This window comes from Streptomyces sp. NPDC002690 (genome assembly GCF_053592415.1).
The window spans coordinates 45410-63985 of the sequence record NZ_JBSFVR010000005.1 but is presented as its reverse complement, the minus strand read 5'-3'; the positions used below and the strand labels follow the sequence as shown (position 1 = coordinate 63985).

12 protein-coding genes and 2 pseudogenes are annotated in these 18576 nt (G+C 69.6%); 7 read left to right on the top strand and 7 right to left on the bottom strand.

Going from position 1 to position 18576, the window contains the following annotated elements:
* The first annotated feature begins 368 nt into the window (after positions 1 to 368).
* Positions 369 to 1247, top strand: coding sequence for an RNA polymerase sigma factor SigF (locus ACWD3D_RS01580; protein WP_451458896.1), 879 nt, complete (start codon positions 369 to 371; stop codon positions 1245 to 1247).
* Positions 1248 to 1482: 235 nt separating this feature from the next.
* Positions 1483 to 2337 (top strand): RNA polymerase sigma factor SigF, encoded by an 855-nt coding sequence (locus ACWD3D_RS01575; RefSeq protein WP_266706395.1) that lies wholly within the window; start codon positions 1483 to 1485, stop codon positions 2335 to 2337.
* A 254-nt stretch (positions 2338 to 2591) separates the two neighbouring features.
* Here the strand turns inward: ACWD3D_RS01575 and ACWD3D_RS01570 are convergent, their stop codons facing one another.
* On the bottom strand, positions 2592 to 2807 hold the full coding sequence (locus tag ACWD3D_RS01570) for a hypothetical protein (RefSeq protein WP_451458895.1): 216 nt from the start codon (positions 2805 to 2807) through the stop codon (positions 2592 to 2594).
* 313 nt (positions 2808 to 3120) lie between these two features.
* Here ACWD3D_RS01570 and ACWD3D_RS01565 point away from each other — a divergent pair, with 313 nt between their 5' ends.
* The 4 genes and pseudogenes from ACWD3D_RS01565 to ACWD3D_RS01550 form a co-directional block, all read left to right on the top strand.
* The gene (locus ACWD3D_RS01565; RefSeq protein WP_451458894.1) at positions 3121 to 3642 is read left to right on the top strand and encodes a MarR family winged helix-turn-helix transcriptional regulator; all 522 of its coding nucleotides are present in this window, start codon (positions 3121 to 3123) and stop codon (positions 3640 to 3642) included.
* Between the two features lie 82 nt (positions 3643 to 3724).
* Complete coding sequence (locus tag ACWD3D_RS01560; protein ID WP_451458893.1) at positions 3725 to 6205, top strand: MFS transporter; 2481 nt, start codon at positions 3725 to 3727, stop codon at positions 6203 to 6205.
* 172 nt (positions 6206 to 6377) lie between these two features.
* Positions 6378 to 6896: pseudogene (locus ACWD3D_RS01555) on the top strand (YceI family protein); the annotation flags it as partial.
* Between the two features lie 2 nt (positions 6897 to 6898).
* Positions 6899 to 8173: pseudogene (locus tag ACWD3D_RS01550) on the top strand (endo-1,4-beta-xylanase); the annotation flags it as partial.
* Between the two features lie 342 nt (positions 8174 to 8515).
* Here ACWD3D_RS01550 and ACWD3D_RS01545 read toward each other — a convergent pair.
* The 5 genes from ACWD3D_RS01545 to ACWD3D_RS01525 form a co-directional block, all read right to left on the bottom strand.
* Positions 8516 to 9508 (bottom strand): aminoglycoside phosphotransferase family protein, encoded by a 993-nt coding sequence (locus ACWD3D_RS01545; RefSeq protein WP_451458892.1) that lies wholly within the window; start codon positions 9506 to 9508, stop codon positions 8516 to 8518.
* A 294-nt stretch (positions 9509 to 9802) separates the two neighbouring features.
* The gene (locus tag ACWD3D_RS01540; RefSeq protein WP_451458891.1) at positions 9803 to 12202 is read right to left on the bottom strand and encodes a beta-xylosidase/alpha-l-arabinosidase; all 2400 of its coding nucleotides are present in this window, start codon (positions 12200 to 12202) and stop codon (positions 9803 to 9805) included.
* Positions 12199 to 13020, bottom strand: a complete 822-nt coding sequence (locus tag ACWD3D_RS01535; RefSeq protein ID WP_451458890.1) for a carbohydrate ABC transporter permease — start codon at positions 13018 to 13020, stop codon at positions 12199 to 12201. The genes ACWD3D_RS01540 and ACWD3D_RS01535 overlap by 4 nt, the downstream gene beginning before the upstream one ends.
* Positions 13017 to 13967 carry a carbohydrate ABC transporter permease gene (locus tag ACWD3D_RS01530; RefSeq protein ID WP_451458889.1) on the bottom strand — a complete coding sequence of 317 codons (951 nt, stop codon included), beginning with the start codon at positions 13965 to 13967 and terminating at the stop codon, positions 13017 to 13019. Before ACWD3D_RS01530 ends, ACWD3D_RS01535 begins: the two co-directional genes overlap by 4 nt.
* 33 nt (positions 13968 to 14000) lie before the next feature.
* On the bottom strand, positions 14001 to 15302 hold the full coding sequence (locus tag ACWD3D_RS01525) for an ABC transporter substrate-binding protein (protein ID WP_451458888.1): 1302 nt from the start codon (positions 15300 to 15302) through the stop codon (positions 14001 to 14003).
* Between the two features lie 140 nt (positions 15303 to 15442).
* On the opposite strand from ACWD3D_RS01525, the gene ACWD3D_RS01520 reads away from it, so the two are divergent.
* Positions 15443 to 16471: a LacI family DNA-binding transcriptional regulator gene (locus tag ACWD3D_RS01520; RefSeq protein WP_451458887.1), complete on the top strand. Its 1029-nt coding sequence runs from the start codon at positions 15443 to 15445 to the stop codon at positions 16469 to 16471.
* 51 nt (positions 16472 to 16522) lie between these two features.
* Here the strand turns inward: ACWD3D_RS01520 and ACWD3D_RS01515 are convergent, their stop codons facing one another.
* Entirely contained in the window at positions 16523 to 18478 is a 1956-nt protein-coding gene (locus tag ACWD3D_RS01515; protein WP_451458886.1) for a discoidin domain-containing protein, read from the bottom strand.
* Positions 18479 to 18576: the final 98 nt, after the last annotated feature.

Here is an 18576-nt window from a genome sequence, read left to right as displayed (position 1 = left end):
GCCCCCGGAGGAGTCGTCCTGCGCACCACGACCCCCGATGCCCCGGACCGCGTCCACGGCTGGCGGCTCGACCGGGGCAGCCTCCAGCCTTCGTGCGGGCGCCCCGGCGGGCGCGGTCACTTCAGCCGCCGGGCGTCGCCCGAAGCCCCTCACCTCTCAGGTGTGGGGCTTTTGATGGTTTTTAAACCCGTTTGACTCCAACACGGCTATATACGGTGCTTGCACACAGTGGACATGTCTTGTGATGCTATGACCGCTTTTGATGGATGAATTGACCGCAGTTGTCCGTCACGTTGACCGTCAGTCGACCGTGCAGTTCGACCATGAAGCGTGATCATGAAGCGTTACCGTGAAGGGGTGGCGTCACCGTGCCGGCCAGTGCAGCGCCTCAAGTGCCTCCCCAGACCGTCCAGAAGGACCGGACCGAGCTGTCCGACGACATCCAGACCGAGACGCCCGACCCTTCGGCGCCCCCGGCGAGAACCCGGGGTGCCGACACCAGGGCGCTCACCCAGCTGCTCTTCGGCCAGCTCAAGGACCTCGACGTCGGTACGGCCGAACACCGCAGGGTGCGGGCCGCGCTGATCGAGGCGAACCTGCCGCTGGTGCGCTACGCGGCGGCGCGCTTCCGCAGCCGCAACGAGCCGATGGAGGACGTCGTCCAGGTCGGCACCATCGGCCTGATCAACGCGATCGACCGCTTCGACCCCGAACGCGGTGTCCAGTTCCCCACGTTCGCGATGCCGACCGTGGTCGGCGAGATCAAGCGGTACTTCCGCGACAACGTCCGCACCGTCCACGTGCCCCGCCGGCTGCACGAACTCTGGGTGCAGGTCACCGGGGCGACCGAGGACCTCACGACGGCCCACGGACGCTCCCCCACCACCGCCGAGATCGCCGAGCGGCTGCGGATCTCCGAGGACGAGGTACTGGCCTGCATCGAGGCCGGCCGGTCCTACCACGCGACCTCGCTGGAAGCGGCCCAGGAGGGCGACGGGCTGCCCGGTCTGCTCGACCGCCTCGGGTACGAGGACCCGGCGCTCGCCGGCGTCGAACACCGCGATCTCGTACGGCATCTGCTCGTACAGCTGCCCGAACGGGAGCAGCGGATTCTGCTGCTGCGCTACTACAGCAACCTGACACAGTCCCAGATCAGTGCCGAACTGGGCGTCTCCCAGATGCACGTGTCAAGACTTTTGGCCAGAAGTTTCGCCCGACTGCGATCCGCAAACAGGATCGAGGCATAACCGGAACGGGTAGAACGTCTCCGAGCGGTTTTCCGGCGCCCCACACCCCTCGCACCCCTTGCTTCCTGCGCATACGCGGCGCTGACTTATCGACATGTCACTACAGCGTGTTGCCGACATGTGACATTCTGCTGGAACCGCGTTTGCCGCAGCCTCCCCTCCGGTATTCAGGTGGAGGCTGCGTTCCTCCGATGGTCGCGGCCACCGCGACCGTCCGCGACCTCAAGGGGGTGGCATGTCCGTAGACCAGGGCAGCTCGAAGGTGCTCACGCTCACGAAGAGCGCGCCCGCGCCTGCCGTGCTCACCAGCTCGTCGGAAGCCATCGACACCCGTACGCTGTCCCGCTCCCTGTTCCTGCGGCTCGCCGCACTCGGTCCCGAGGGAACGGACAGCCCGGAGCGGGCCTACGTACGCGACACACTCATCGAGCTCAACCTCCCGCTGGTGCGGTACGCGGCAGCGCGCTTCCGCAGCCGCAACGAACCGATGGAAGACATCGTCCAGGTCGGCACCATCGGCCTGATCAAGGCGATCGACCGGTTCGACTGCGAGCGGGGGGTGGAGTTCCCGACGTTCGCCATGCCTACGGTCGTGGGCGAGATCAAGCGGTTCTTCCGTGACACCTCGTGGTCCGTGCGGGTCCCCCGCCGGCTCCAGGAGCTGCGTCTGGCGCTCACCAAGACCAGCGACGAACTGGCGCAGCGGCTCGACCGCTCGCCGACCGTTCCGGAGCTGGCCAAGGCGCTCGGTGTCTCGGAGGAGGACGTCGTCGACGGGCTCGCCGTCGGCAACGCCTACACCGCTTCCTCCCTCGACTCCCCGTCCCCCGAGGACGACGGCGGCGAGGGCTCCCTCGCGGACCGCCTGGGGTACGAGGACACCGCGCTGGAGGGGGTCGAGTACCGCGAGTCCCTGAAGCCGCTGCTGGCCAAGCTCGCTCCCCGCGAGCGGCAGATCATCATGCTGCGGTTCTTCGCCAACATGACCCAGTCGCAGATCGGCGAGGAGGTCGGCATCTCGCAGATGCACGTCTCGCGCCTGCTGACCCGCACGCTCGCGCAGCTGCGCGAGGGGCTCATCACCGACTGACGGTCACCGGCCGCCGGAGGACGTGCTCGCACGCCCCGGCGGCACCCCCGTGCCCGGGCCACGCCCGGACGCCCCTGGGTCGCACCCCGACGCGTCCGGCCGGTCCTGCGCGTCCGGCCGGTCCGCCTCCGCGGCCCGGGCGCCGGGCGCCCGCACCCGTGCGGGACACGCCCCGCACGCGCCTCTCGCTGCCCGTAAACGCGTCGACGGCCCCCGTGGGAACGGGGGCCGCCGCGTGGTCGGACGGTGCGGGGTCAGCCGAGCGCGAGCCAGGCGACCGCGGCGAGAACGACGACGACCGCGACGACGGCCACGATCACGCCGGTCTTCGGGCCGCCGGACGGGGCGGCCTGCTGCGGCCGGCGCACCGGCTCTCCGTCGTCGACGAAGGCGCGGAACATCTGCGTGCTGCCTGCCGGGTCGTCATTGCCCGCGGGGCCCTGCTGAGGGGCGTGGGGGTTGTGTGCCATGGGCCAGGACCCTAGCGAACTCGGGCCTTCCGCCCAACCCCTGGGGGACGCGCGAGCGACGGTTCGTACGGACATTCCCCTCATCTCCACAACACCGCGCGTCGTCAACATGAGTACACAGGGGGCCTCACCCTGTGGTGTGAGACACACAGGTGACTCACCGGGGCCACACGCTGGGGCTTTGACCGGCAGCCTACGGAGCCTTTTGGGTTCCTTTACTTATGCAAGCCCCATTTAGTTTGCCTGCAGCAACCAACGGCTTCTATGGTTGCCCTAAGCAACAAGATGCAGAGCAGAAGTCTGGGGGTGCCCCGTGGCCGCACGGAGTCAGTACGAAGAACTGGCCCGGCACCTCAGCGCGGTGGGCGTCGTGAAACGCGGCCTCGCCCGCGCACTGCCCTCCGACTGCCCGGGCGGCTCCGCGGCGGTGCTCACACTTCTCGCCCAGCACGGCGAGATGCGCATCAGCCGGCTCGCCGAGCTGCTCTCCGTGGACATGTCCGTGACCAGCCGGCACGTCGCCCACGTGGCGGAACGCGGCTGGATAGAGCGGTTTCCGGACCCCTCGGACAAGCGGTCACGCATCTTGCGGCTGACTCCCTCGGGACACGACGTGCTCGTCGACCTCAGTCGCCGCAGCACGGAAGTGTTCGCACACAACCTCGCGGACTGGTCCGACGACGAAGTCGGACAACTCATCACCTTGCTGGCACGGCTCTGCGGCAGCTTCGCCGCCCGCACCCCCAGTGCGTGCACCCCCGGACGGCACACCGACGACTGTCGCGCGCGGCTCACCGGGCCGACTCTCCCGAAGGTCTCCGACCCGGACCAGTAGCCCCTGAAGGGCTCGTTCCGGTCGACGGTGACCTGACGGAAACCCGTACACCTCTGTAACAGAAGCAAAGCAAAGGACATTCATGGCTACGACCACACCGACCGGTGTGCGGGGCGGCCACGCCAAGCACGGGGGCTCCGAAGCTCCCGACGGCGCGCCGATGACACACCGGCAGATCATGGAGGCCCTGACCGGGCTGCTGCTCGGCATGTTCGTCGCGATCCTGTCGTCGACGGTTGTCTCCAACGCTCTCCCCCACATCATCTCCGACCTCGGCGGAGGTCAGAGCGCCTACACCTGGGTCGTCACGGCCTCCCTGCTGGCGATGACCGCGACCACCCCGATCTGGGGCAAGCTCTCGGACCTCTTCAGCAAGAAGCTGCTGGTCCAGATAGCCCTGATCATCTACGTGCTGGGCTCCTGCGCCGCCGGTCTGTCGACCAGCTCCGGCATGCTGATCGTCTTCCGAGTCGTGCAGGGCATCGGCGTCGGCGGTCTCTCCGCCCTGGCGCAGGTCGTGCTCGCCGCGATGATCTCGCCGCGCGAGCGCGGCCGGTACAGCGGTTACCTCGGCGCGGTCTTCGCCGTCGCCACCGTCGGCGGCCCGCTGCTCGGCGGCGTCATCACCGACACCAGCTGGATGGGCTGGCGCTGGTGCTTCTACGTGGGTGTGCCGTTCGCGATCATCGCCCTCTTCGTGCTCCAGAAGACCCTGAAGCTCCCGGTCGTCAAGCGTGACGTCAAGGTCGACTGGACCGGCGCGTTCTTCATCAGCGCGGGCGTCTCGCTGCTGCTGCTCTGGGTGACCTTCGCGGGCGACAAGTACGCCTGGGGCTCCTGGCAGACCGTCGTGATGCTGCTCGGCGTCGTGGCCCTCATCGGCGCGTTCGTCTTCACCGAGTCGAAGGCCCGCGAGCCGATCATCCCGCTGCGGCTCTTCCGCAACCGGACGATCACCCTCGCCTCGGTGGCCTCGCTCTTCGTCGGTGTCGCGATGTTCGCGGGCACCGTCTTCTTCAGCCAGTACTTCCAGCTGGCCCGCGGCAAGTCGCCGACGATGTCCGGCGTCATGACGATCCCGATGATCGCGGGTCTCTTCCTCTCGTCGACCATCTCCGGCCAGGTCATCACCAAGACCGGCCGCTGGAAGGCATGGCTGGTCTCCGGTGGCGTCCTGGTCACCGCGGGTCTCGGCCTGCTGGGCACGATCCGGTACGACACGACGTACTGGCACGTCGCGATCTTCATGTTCCTCGTCGGTGCCGGCGTCGGCATGATGATGCAGAACCTGGTCCTCGCCGCGCAGAACCAGGTCGCGCCCCAGGACCTCGGTGCGGCCAGCTCCGTGGTCACGTTCTTCCGTTCGCTCGGTGGCGCCATCGGCGTCTCGGCGCTCGGTGCCGTCATGGCCAACCGCGTCACCCACTACGTGTCGGACGGCCTCTCGGACCTCGGGGTCAAGAGCGCCGGCGGGACCGGCGGCGGTATCCCGGACCTGGCCACGCTGCCCGCCCCGGTGCGTGCGGTCGTCGAGTCCGCGTACGGCCACGGTGTCGGCGACGTCTTCCTGTTCGCCGCCCCGTGCGCCCTGCTCGCCTTCCTGTTCGCGATCTTCATCAAGGAAGTCGCGCTCCGGACGAACACCGGCTCCGAGACCGCCGCGGCCCCGGCCGAGGAGATCGCCGCCGAAGCGGTCGCCGCCTCCCCGGCAGCCGCCGCCCCGGTGACCCTCACGTCCCCGGCCACCGCCACGCTCCAGGCACCCGCGGCCACCTCGGCCGACACCCTCACCATCCAGGGCACCCCGGTGCGCGGTGTGGTGCGCGGCGCGGACGGCGCTCCCGTCGCCCAGGCCGCCGTCACGCTGATCTCGCTCGGCGGTCGTCAGCTGGGCCGCTCGGTGGCGCAGGCGGACGGTTCGTACGTCCTCGACGCACCCGGCACCGGCAGTTACGTGCTGATCGCCTCCGCCGACGGCTGCCAGCCGCAGGCGTCCACGGTGGTCGTCGGCGACGAGCCGCTGGCCTACGACATCCTGCTGTCCGGCACCAGCGGACTGGCCGGTACGGTCCGGGCCGCCGAGGCCGGTACCCCGGTCCAGGGCGCCATGGTCATCGTGACCGACGTGCGCGGTGACGTTCTCGCCACCGGCACCTCCGGCGAGAGTGGTGACTTCGCCTTCGGCGAGCTGGTCCCCGGCACCGTGACGCTCGCGGTGAACGCCGCCGGTCACCGCCCGCTGGCCCTTCCGGTGGAGATCGCCGGCACGGGTGTCACCCGGGTCGAGGCCGCACTGCAGGCCGGCGCCCTCGTCCAGGGCGTGGTGCGCGCCGGTTCCGCCGGCGGTGCCCTCGCGGACGCCCGCGTCACCCTGATCGACGCCGCGGGCAATGTCGTCGCCACCTCCACGACCGGTGCGGACGGCGCGTACGCCTTCACCGATCTGGACGCCGGTGAGTACTCCGTCGTCGCGACCGGCTACCCGCCGGTGGCCAGCACCGTGGCCGTCACCGGTCACGGGGTCGACGGACACGACATCGAACTCGCCCACCCCGGCGAGTGATCGAGCGATAAGCCCCCTGGCGGGACAGTACTTTCAGCGGAGAGTCTGTCCCGGCCGGTGGAAATGGGCCCCGGTGGCGCGTGCGGCAGGCAGGGGACGGCCTGCCGCCCCGCCCCCGGGGCCCGACTCGTATCCCGAGTCGTCACGTCAGTGAACAAGGAAAGAGAACGTCATGGGACTTCGCGCACAGGTACGGACGCGGGACGGCTGGGCGGTCCAGCACGCGATCGTCACGGTCACCGACATGACCGGCACCCAGATACTGCGCGCCACGGCCGACGAGGACGGCGCGACCCGCACGGAAGAGCCGCTGCCCGCCGGTGCGTACACGGTGATCGTGACCGCCGTCGGCTACGCGCCCGCCGCCTCCACCGCCCTCGTCACGGCCGGCGGCCGGATCGAGGCCGGCACCGTGGTCCTGGCCCGCCAGGGCGGCGTGGAACTCCCCCCGCCCGGCGACTGGTCGCTCGACCCCGCGCACAGCTCGGTGGCCGCCTCCGCCCAGCACCTGGGCATCTCCAGCGTGCGCGGCCGGTTCACCGAGTTCAGCGGCCGGATCGTGATCGACGAGGACATCGCCCGGTCCCGGGTGGACGCCGTCATCGACGCGGCGAGCATCGACACCGGCAACGGCATGCGCGACAAGCACCTGCGCTCCGCCGACTTCCTCGACGTGGAGCGCTTCCCGGAAGCACACTCGGCGCCGCGGCCGCCGGCTCCGGCCGCTACTTCGGGACGGCCGTCGCCGCCAACCACCTCGGCGAATCGGGGTACGCGACCACGCTCGACACCGAGTTCAACGCGGTGACGCCGGAGAACGAGATGAAGTGGGACGCCGTCGAGGGCACCCGCAACACCTTCAACTTCTCCAACGCCGACCAGATCGTCAGCCACGCCCAGAGCAAGAACATGAAGGTCCGGGGCCACACGCTGGTCTGGCACTCCCAGCTGCCGAGCTGGGTGAGCGGACTCGCCGCCACCGACCTGCGCACCGCCATGAACAACCACATCACCCAGGTGATGACCCACTACAAGGGCAAGATCTACGCCTGGGACGTGGTCAACGAGGCGTTCCAGGACGGCAGCAGCGGCGCGCGGCGCTCCTCGCCCTTCCAGGACAAGCTGGGCAACGGCTTCATCGAGGAGGCGTTCACGACCGCCCGCAGCGTCGATCCCGCCGCGAAGCTCTGCTACAACGACTACAACACCGACGGCGTGAACGCGAAGTCCACCGCCGTCTACAACATGGTGAAGGACTTCAAGGCGCGGGGCGTCCCGATCGACTGCGTGGGCTTCCAGAGCCACTTCAACAGCAACTCGCCCGTCCCGTCGGACTACCAGGCCAACCTCCAGCGCTTCGCCGACCTCGGCGTCGACGTGCAGATCACCGAGCTGGACATCGAGGGCTCCGGCAGCGCCCAGGCCACCAACTATGGCAACGTCGTCAAGGCGTGCCTCGCCGTGACCCGCTGCACCGGGATGACCGTCTGGGGCATCCCGGACAAGTACTCGTGGCGGGCCAGCGGCACCCCGCTGCTCTTCGACGACAACTACGGCAAGAAGGCCGCCTACACCGCGGTCCTGACGGCCCTCGGCGGGAGCTCCTCCGGCGGCGGCACCGACCCCGGCACGGGCGGCGGCACGGACCCCGGCACCGGTACGAAGACCTGCACCGCCACCTACACGGCGACGCAGACCTGGCAGGGCGGCTTCAACGGTCAGGTGACCATCAAGGCGGGTTCCGCCGCGATCACCGGCTGGAGCGTCAAGGTGACCCTCGGCGCCAACCAGACGACCACCGGGGTCTGGAACGGCACCACCGCCTGGGACAGCACCGGCAAGGTCATGACGATCACGCCGAGCTACAACGGCAGCCTGGCGGCCGGAGCTTCGACCAGTTTCGGCTTCACCGTGCAGGCGAACGGCAACACCGCCGCCCCCACCGTGAGCGTCTGCACCGCGTCCTGAGCACCGCCGCACGTCCGTCCCCGAATCGGCCGTGAGGCCCACGCGCGGATGCCCGGTCGCCCGTTCCAGAGGGGGCGACCGGGCATCTTCGCGTGGGCGGAGCCGGTCGTCGGGCGGCGGCGCACGAGGTGGCCGACGGCGAGGCTCGGCTCACGCCGGCCGAGGCGTTCCCCTGCTGATCGTTCCGGAGCGGAGACTGGGCCGTCCGGGCGGGAACGGACGAATCTCCGCTCCGGAACGGGGGCTGCCCCGTCAACTCGGCACCGGGTTCACCTGCTGGGGCACCTCTGGCACCTCTCCATGGGATCGGCTGCCGGCGGCGCCGCGTCCGCCGTTCTGCGCCTACGCGGCGAGCCAAGTCGCCCAGACGCGCATGGCCTCGCGCATCACGGCCATCGCCTCCACCGACTCTCCGAGTGCCCGGGCGAAGCCGGCCCGGTACTCCGGACTCCCGCCCCGGTGGCCGCAGGCCATCCACAGCTGCCAGGCCGCCGTTCCGACGTGTCCGGCGAACAAGCCGGTGAACGCGGACTCGTCGACCGCCCCGACCGCCCCTCCCGCAGCGGCATACCCGGAGAGACACGCTTCGACGATGCGGCGCTCGGGCACTTCCGGCCCACGGCCTAAGCCGGCAAGACCGAAAGCGGTGACGACAAGCTCCCACCACGGCTCCTGCGCCCCCGCGGCGTCGAAGTCCAACAGCACCGGACCACCGGAGCCGGTCAGAATGTTCTGGTGCCGGATGTCGCGGTGCATGACCAACTTCGACCGCCACGAATCCCGCTGATCCTCGACCATGGCCCGGGCGTGTTCCACCGACAGCCTGAGGGAGCGAACCTGCTCGGCGCTGAGGATCTCAAGGCGTTCGACCTGAGCCAGCCATTCCTCCCACTCCCCCCGGGAGTAGGACCTGTAGTCGCCGTCGACGGCCGGATCGGCCGGAATCGCGCACCGGGCGAGGTCGGCGACGAGCCCGCCGGCCCACGCCGCCAACGCTTCGGACGTCGGCGCGGTCGGATGCGAGCCCTCTACGAAACGTACCGCGCGGGCGTAGACACCGTCCCCGACCGGTCGCCACAGACCCGCTTCGGCCAGAGCCGTCGACTGCGGCTCGGGCATCGCGACACCGGTCTCCCCCGCGGCGACTTCGAGTGCCCCGGCCTGAGCGGCCATGGACAGCCAGAAGTCACCCCAAGGCCGGTTGAGCTTCACCACCCACGAGCCGGAGTCGGTAACGGCCTTCCACACCGGGCCCTGCTCGTCATCCTTGAGTAGCAGCGGTGCTTCCAGCACCTGTCCCAACCCGAGCCGCTCGGCCGCGCATGCCAGGTTCACAACGGTCAGTCAATCCTTCCGTCACCTGAGCGGCCACCGATTTTCCGGCCGTCGGCATGAGCCGCGCGTGGATCTTGCGCCCATGGGCTGTCCCGCGATTCCTGGCGGGCGCGTGCCGATCTAGTCCCGGACGCCCGTGGGAGCGCGTGGCTCCGCTCCTGCCACCCGCCCCTGAGTGGCGCCGCCGCCCGGGGGCGACCGTGCGTTCTGGACGACGGACCTCGGACATGACGGAGCCCGGCCCCCTCGGACGGGGGCCGGGCTCCTGCACGCGCCGACGGAGAGGCGAGGGCGTCAGAGGCCCTCGACCGTCTCCACCTGGAACTCGGCGTGCAGTCGGCGGGTGTGGTCCACCTGCCGCGCCGGACCGGTGAGCCTCACCTCGGCGGTGAGGCGCGGGTCCGTGCTGGAGGCGCTGAGCCGCAGCTCCAGCGCGCCCGGCTCCACCACGCGCACGCCGTCGCGGCCCGTGAAGGAGGCGAGGTCGGCGGGGACGCCGACGCGCACCCTGACCGCCTCTCCGGCGGCCAGCTCGACCCGTACGTAACCGGCCAGCCGCTGCACCGGCTGGACGACCGAGGCGACCGGGTCGTGCAGGTAGAGCTGGACGACCTCGACGCCGTCGCGGTCACCCGTGTTCCGTACCGTGCACTCCAGTTCGGCCAGACCGTCGGTGGGGATCTCCGCCGCCGCGACGGCGAGGCCGGACCACTCGAACGTCGTGTACGTGAGCCCGTGGCCGAAACCGAACGCGGGCGTCGGGTCGATGTTGGAGACCTCGTTCGCGTGACCCAGGCGGGCCGCGAGATACGTCGACGGCTGCGCGTCCGGCTTCCTCGGCACGCTGACGGGGAGCCGTCCGGAGGGGGCGACCCCGCCGCTCAGCACCGAGGCGAGCGCGTGGGTGCCCTCCTCGCCCGGGAAGAAGGTCTGCACGACGGCCGCGGCCTCGTCCACCGCGCGGCCGAGCGCGTACGGACGGCCCGCCAGCAGCGTGACGACGACGGGGGTACCGGTGTCCAGGAGCGCGTCCAGCAACTGCTGCTGGACGCCCGGCAGGGTGAGGGAGCCGGCGTCGCAGCCCTCGCCGCTGGTGCCCCGGCCGAAGAGGCCGGCCCGGTCGCCCAGGGCGGTGATGACGACGTCCGCGTCGCGGGCGGCGGCCAGTGCTTGGCGGAATCCGTCCGTGCTGTCGTCGTCGATGCCGCAGCCGGCCACGGTGACGATCTCGCTGCCGGGGAACTCCGCCACCAACGCCTCGCGCAGGGTGGGCAGTTCGACGCCGACGGGCAGGTGTGGGTGCTGGCTGCCGACGTGCACGGGGAAGGAGTAGCAGCCGAGCACGGCGGTGGGCAGGTCGGCGTTGGGGCCGATCAGCGCGATCCGCGCGGGGGCCTTCTCGCCCTTGAGCGGCAGGATGCCGTCGTTGCGGAGCAGCACGATGGCCCGCTCCGCGATCCGGCGGGCCAGAGCGCGGTTGGCGTCGCTGTCCAGGACCACCGTGCCGCGCAGCGTCTCCGGGGCGAGTTCGGCCCCGGAGAGCGCGTCGGGCACCGGGCTCCAGCCGGCGTCCAGGAGGCCGAGCTGCGCCTTCTGCACGAGGACCCGGCGGGCGGCGCGGTCGATGTCGGCCTCTTCGATGAGGCCCTCGGCGACGGCGGCACGCAGCGGCTCACCGAACGTGTTGACGGTCGGCAGCTCCACGTCGACGCCGGCGAGGAGCGCGGCGACGGCCGCTTCCCCGAAGGACTCGACCACACCGTGCAGGGTCTTGAGGAAGGCGATGCCGAAGTAGTCGGCGACCACGGTGCCTTCGAAGCCCCAGACATCCCTGAGCAGTCCGGTCAGCAGTTCCCTGTCCGCGGCGGACGGGACGCCGTCGGTGTCGGTGTAGGCGTGCATCACCGAGCGGACACCGCTCTCGCGCACGGCCATCTCGAACGGCGGCAGGATGACGTCGGCGCGCTCGCGCGAGCCCATGCCGACCGGCGCCAGGTTGCGGCCCGCGCGGGAGGCGGAGTACCCGGCGAAGTGTTTGAGGGTGGCGACGATGCCGGCCTGCTCCAGGCCCTTGACGTAGGCCGTGGCGATCGTGCCGACGAGGTACGGGTCCTCGCCGATGGTCTCCTCCACGCGGCCCCAGCGGGCGTCGCGCACCACGTCGAGCACGGGGGCGAGGCCCTGGTGGACGCCGACCGAGCGCATGTCGCGGCCGATCGCCCCCGCCATGTCGGTGATGAGAGCCGGGTCGAAGGTCGCGCCCCAGGAGAGCGGTACGGGGTACGCGGTCGCTCCGTAGGCGGCGAATCCCGCGAGGCACTCCTCGTGGGCCACGGCCGGGATGCCGAAGCGGTTGGCGGTGGTGATCGCGGTCTGGGTACGCAGCAGCGAGAGCGCGCCGAGCGCGGGGTCGACCGGGACCGTGCCGAACGGCCGGGTGAGCTGGCCCAGTCCCTCGGGCAGCAGGTCGGCCAGCGGCGGGGGCTCCTCCATGTCGTGCTGGTGCGGGGCGACTTCGGCCCCTTCGTCGGAGGCGCCCACCCACACTCCGAAGAGCTGGGCGATCTTCTCCTCCAGCGTCATCTCCTGGAGCAGGGCGTCGGCACGCTCGGCCGGAGTGCGGGACGCGTCCCGCCACGACGGGAGCGTCACCTCCTCGGCCGGTTCGGTCTGTACGGACACGTGGTCGGTCACTTTCCTCCGACTCCCATCAGCCCCTGGACCAGGGCTCGCCGGGCGAACAGATATACGAGCAGGATGGGAAGCATGGACAGCACGACAGCCGCGAGCATCCCCGGCATGTCGACCCCGTGCTCGGTCTGGAAGTCGTAGAGCCCCATGGTGATGACCTTGGACTCGGCGGACTGCGTCAGGACGAGCGGGAAAAGGAAGCCGTTCCACGCCTGGAGGGCGGAGAAGACGACGATGGTGGAGATCCCGCTCTTGGAGAGCGGCAGCACCAGCTGGAAGAAGACCCGGCGGTGGGTGGCGCCGTCCATCGTCATCGCCTCGTACAGCTCCGGGGTGATGTCGCGCATCACGCCGGTGAGGATGAGGGCGCACACCGGCATCGCGAAGGCCGCCGTCGGCAGGATGATGCCGAGGAGGTTGTCGTAGAGCCCCGCCTCGCTCATCGCGAAGAACATGGGCACGATCACGGCCTGCGAGGGAATGGCGAGACCCAGCAGGAAGAGCCGGAACACCATGCCGGTCACGCGGCTGCGGCTGCGGACGATCGCGTACGACAGCGGTGCCACGAGCAGGACCACGATGGCCACCACGGAGAGGGTGACGATCACGGTGTTCAGGAAGTACTGCCCGAACCCGCTGTTGAAGTCGTTGATGTAGTTGTCGAGGGTGAAGTGCTTGGGCAGGGCGAACGGCCCGTTCGACCCGTAGTCGGCACGGTTCTGGAAGGTCGCGACCAGCATCACGTAGAGCGGGAGGCCGACCACGAGAAGCCAGACGGTGGAGCCGAAGCCGGCGAGGACATTGGGGCGGCGCCTGCTCACATGCCCTCCATGGTGCTGTTCATCTTGTCGTAGCCCGTGAGGCGCACCATCACCAGCGAGATGACCGTGGCGACCAGGATCAGCATCACGCCGATGGCCGAGGCCGTTCCGTAGTCGAAGGTCTTGAACGCCTTCTGGTACATGTAGTAGGCGCTGATCGTGGTGTCGGTGCCCGGCCCGCCCTGGGTGAGGATGAGGACCGTGTCGAACGTCGTCAGACCGCCGACCACCATCAGGATCATCGAGGTGACGACGCTGTTGCGCAGCTGCGGCAGCGTGATGTGGAAGAACTGCCGGTACCGGCCCGCTCCGTCGATCTCCGCCGCCTGGTAGAGCACCCGGGGCACCGAACGTGCGGCGCCCTGGTAGATCAGGGTGTGCAGCGGGGTGAACTGCCAGGTGCTGACGAAGATGAGCACCCCGATCGCGCTGGCCTGCTGACCGAACAGGTTCCCGTCTCCGAACAGCCACTCGGCCTGCGCGGGGACACCGAAGTTGGGGTCGAGCACCGCACGCCACAGCACGGAGACGGCCGTGGCGGAGAGCAGCAGCGGAACGAAGTAGATGGCGGACAGCACGGCCCGGTTGCGCTGGTGGCCGGCCGCCCACACCCCCAGCAGGATGGAGAGCGGCGTCTGCACGGCGACGCCCAGGAAGGTGAGCAGCACGCTGAGCCAGAGGCTCTTGATCAGGATCGGGTCGTCGAACAACTTCTTCCAGTTGTCGAGACCGGTGAACTCGGGGTCGGAGAGCCCGTTCCAGCTCGCGAAGGAGAGAGCGACGACCAGGAAGAGCGGGACGATGGCGAAGAGGCCGAAGAAGACGGCAGCCGGAGCCGCCCAGGCGAAACCGGGACGGCTGGCGCCTTCACGGGAGCGGCCGGGTCCGCGGCCGCTCCCCTGGACCCCTTTGCTGGCCGCGGAGACCGCGGTGGCAGTTGTGGTCATGAGAGGTGTTCCAAGTCGGATGGTGGAGCGCGGTCAGGAGGTGGGCAGGCCCTGCATCGCCTTGATGAAGCCGTCCACGTCGATCCCGCCGTTGAAGAACTGCTGTACCGCGGTCGACAGGGCCGTTCCGGCGGTCTGCGGGTACGCCTGGTCCCAGGAGAGCTGGAAGGACGGCGCGTTCTTGACGAGGTCGTACTGGAAGTGCACGTAGTCCGGGTTGGTGGCGGTGTCCAGCTGCGCTTCGGTGTTGGTCGTCGTCGGCAGGTTGCCGATCGAGAGCTGCGCCTTCACGAACTGGTCGGAGTACATGAGCTTCAGGAACTCGGCGACCTCCTCCGGGTGCTTGGTCTTCTTCAGCACGGAGTAGAAGTTGTTGGTGTTGCCGACGATGTCGGTCGGGGCACCCTTGCCGCCGTCGATGCTGGGGAAGGCGCTGTAGTCGAGGTCCGACTTGGCGAAGTCCGGCTGGGAGTCCTGGAGGGTCGAGTACTCCCACGAACCCATCAGTTCGAAGGCCGCCTTGCCGGTGGCGAGCAGCGTGGGCGAGCCGCCGTCGGTGAACTTCACGGAGTCGAAGTTGGTGCCGAAGGCGCCGGCGTCGATGAGCTCCTTGAGCTTGTTGAGCGCCGCCTTGCTGTCGTCGGTCGCCCAGACGTCCTTGTCGCCCTTGATGGCCTTCTGGATGAGCTCGGGGCCGGCGACGCGGTCGAAGAGGTACTCGAACCACATCAGCGTCGGCCACTTGTCGCCGCCGCCGAGGGCGATCGGGGTGACGTCCTTCGACTTGAGGACCTTCACGGCGTTCAGCAGCTCGTCCCAGGTCTTGGGGGCCGCCAGGCCGTTCTCCTTGAGCACCTTGCTGTTGTTGAACATCAGCACCGGCTGCGTACCGCGCATCGGGACGCCGTAGGCCTTGCCGTCCACCACGGTGCTGTTGAACACGGACGGGAGGAAGTTGTCCTTGAGTCCCGGGTCCTTCGCGATGAAGTCGTCCAGCGGGAGGAGCAGCCCGGCGTCGACGAAGGGCTTGATGCTGCCGCCGCCCCAGTTGAAGAAGACGTCCGGCGCCTGCTTGCTGTTGATGATCGTCTGGAGCTTGGCCTGGTAGTCGGCGCCCGGGATGGTGTCCAGGACCACCTTGACCTTCGAGGTCTTGTTGAAGGTGGCGACGAGCTGCTTCTCCACCTTGTTCGTGGCGTCCCCGTAGACCAGCACGTGGATCTTGTCGCCGCCGGACGCGGAGTCGTCCCCTCCGCATGCCGCCAGGGACAGCGCCATGGCCATGACTGCCCCGCCGACAACCGCGGTACGTGGGAGTCGTGTGCGTCGCGTCATCGTCTCGCCTCTCGAAAATGTTTCGGCTTCATTACCGAAACTTCATGCGTCGGGACGCTAGGGCTCGGCGACTGGAGGGGTCAACCCTCGCGGCTCAAGTTGCTGATTTGTTATCTCTGTTGGCCAATTGTTCGTGCCCTATGCTTCTCACCATGCGCGATGACGAGAACGTGGGCCGCATCACCCTCGCCCAGGTGGCCCAGCAGGCCGGCGTCTCCATTTCGACAGTTTCGAAGGTGCTGAACGGCAGACAGGACGTTGCCGCGCCGACTCGGGTCAAGGTGGAACGCCTGCTGGAGACGCACTCCTACCGGCGGACGACCCGCTCCGCCCGCGAGGCCCCGCTGATCGAGCTCGTCTTCCACGAGCTGGAGAGCATCTGGGCGATGGAGCTCATCAAGGGCGTGGAGAACGTCGCCAAGCTCCACGGGGCGGGTGTGGTGCTCACCGAGAGCGGCACCCGCCATTCGCCCAGCCCCGAGTGGATCGAAGGGGTGCTCCAACGCCGCCCGCTCGGTGTGGTGCTGGTCTTCTCGGCGCTCCCGGTGGAGTTCAAGCAGCAGCTGCGGTCCCGGTCGATCCCCTTCGTGATCATCGACCCGGCCGGCGATCCCGAACCCGACGTACCCTCGGTCGGTTCGGCCAACTGGAGCGGCGGCCTCGCCGCGACCCGCCACCTCATCGAGCTGGGTCACCGCCGGATCGGCATCATCACCGGCCCCGAGGACATGATCTGCTCCCTCGCCCGGCTGGACGGCTACCGCTCCGCGATGAGCATGGCCGGCCTGGAAGCCTCCTCCGACCTGGTGCTCTACGGCGACTTCCACGTCGAGGGCGGCTACGACCGGACGATGGAGCTGCTCGCCCTGCCCGACCCGCCCACCGCGATCTTCGCGGGCAGTGACCTCCAGGCACTCGGCGTGCTTGAAGCGGCGCGGGTCAGCGGACTGCGCGTCCCGCACGACCTCTCCGTGGTCGGGTTCGACGACGTGCCGATCGCCCGCTGGTCCAGCCCCGCCCTCACCACCGTCCACCAGCCCCTGCGGCAGATGGCCGAGGAGGCGGTCCAGATGCTGGTACGGCTCCGCGACGAAGTCCCCATGACCACGCGGATGGAGCTCGCCACGAGCCTCGTCGTACGCAACAGCACGGCCGCTCCCCGGAGTTGAGGAACGGCCGTGCCGGGTGTGCTGACCCGTGAGGTCGGTGACGGCGACCCGTCAGCGGGGGTCGGTGTAGGCGCGGACGTCCGCCACGCTCCACCAGTCGCCGGCGGACGCGGTGAGCGTCAGCCGGACGTAACGCACCTGGCGGTGCGGGAGTTCGACGGTGGTGAACTGACCGGCGCCCCGGGCGTCGGTGACCACGTCGGTCCAGTGGCTGCCGTCCGTGCTCACCGACGCCGTGTAGCCACGCGGGTAGTCGCCGGTCGAGGAGCCGGTGTCGAAGACCACCCGGTCCGCCCGGCCCTTCTTGCCCAGGTCGACCTGGAGGTACTGACCGGGGGCCTGCGCCGCGCCCGAGGAGAATCGGGTGCTGGCGTCGTCGTCGACGGCGTCCGCCGCCGCGCCCGAGGTGGAGGTGGTGGCGGTCCAGCCCGCCGGTGCCACCGGCGTGCCGTCCGTGCCCGGGACGCGGCCGGAGTGCCAGACGAAGTCGGCCAGCGCGCCGCCGGGCAACGTGTACGTCAGGTAGCGGTCGCCCTCACGGATGGCGAAGGTCTGCGGGGCGTCGCTCTCGTTGTGCGCGACCAGCACGGTACTGCCGTCCGGGTTGCGGAAGGCGACGTCCTCGACCTGACCGTTCCAGCCGGTGGTGCCGAAGGAGGTGCTGGCGATGCGCACCGCGCCCTGGTCGACGAAGCGCGAGAGGCTGCCGAGGGTGTAGTACTCGGCGTTGCGGGTGACCGTGCCGTCGCCCGCCACCGTCAGCACACCGGTGCACCCGGTGCAGCCACCCGCGTGCGGACCGCCCTCCGGGTCGAGCGCGATGTTCCAATTGATGACCGTCTTGGCCCAGTTGCGGGTCGCGCCGATGACCAGGTTGCGGGTGTGCCACTTGAGCGTGTCCGCGAAGGTGTTCTCCGGGACCGACGACTGGCTGCCCGAGCACTCGGTGAAGTAGACGTCCTTCGTCGGGAATCGGTCGTGCAGCGCGGTCATCGCGCTCGGGTCGCCGTAGTAGCAGTGGTAGGCGGTGCCCGAGACGTACCGTGCCGCCGACGAGCCCAGCAGCTGCTGCGGGTAGGCGTCCAAGTCGGCCGCCTCGTCCGCCGGCGCGCCCACGGTGTCGTCCGGGTGCTCCGACCAGTTGTGGTCGAAGGCGAGGATCTCCGTCTTCAGCTTGGCCTTCTTGAGCAGCGGACCGAGCTGCTCGATGACCTTCGCCTCCTGCCAGGACGGCATGTCCGTCCCCGGGTAGCCCTTCGGGTTCCGGTTCTGCGGCTCGTTCTGGACCGTCAGGGTGTCGATGTCGACCCCCTCCGCGCGGTAGGCCTGGACGAACTTCACCAGGTAGGCCGCGTAGGCGCGGTAGACACGGGCGTCGTCGATCAGGCGCCCGCCCTCCAGCGAACCGCCGGTCTTCATCCAGGCCGGCGGGCTCCACGGGGTCGCCACGATCTTGATGCCGGGGTTGATCCGCTCGGCCTGGCGCAGCAGCGGCAGGATCTGCTTCTTGTCGTGGGCGACGGAGAAGTGCGCGAGGTCGTAGTCCGTGCGGCCCGCCGGCATGTCGTCGTAGGTGTACGCGGGGCCGTCGGTGAAGTCGGAGGCGCCGATGGGCTGGCGGAGGTAGTTCAGGCCGTCGCCGGTACGGGGGTCGAAGAGCGAGCGCATGGCGGCGTCGCGGGCCTTCGGGGCCAGCCCGGAGAGGACCGAAGCCGAGGAGTCGGTGATCGAGGCGCCGAAGCCCGACATCGTCTGGTACGTCCGGCCGGCGTCGACCACCACGGTCGGCGCGCTGCTCGGCGTGGTGGTGAAGGGGACCGTACCGGCGTCGGCCAGCTTCTGCTCGCCGTCCGGCGTGGTGATCCACACCTGGGCGGAGGTGGCGCCGTCGTGGCCGCTGCCGTGGCTCGGGGGCGCGGTCTGGGCGGCGGCCACACCGGGGCCGACGAGAGCGGTGGCGACCAGGACGCCGGTCGCGGCGAGGACGGCCTTGGAGATTCTGGGCATGAGAAAGGAACTCCGTGCGGGTCTCGGAGGGCGCCCGGTGAGATTTTCCGACCGGACGGGACGGGACCTTAGCCCAGCTCCCCCCTTGCAGGGAACAG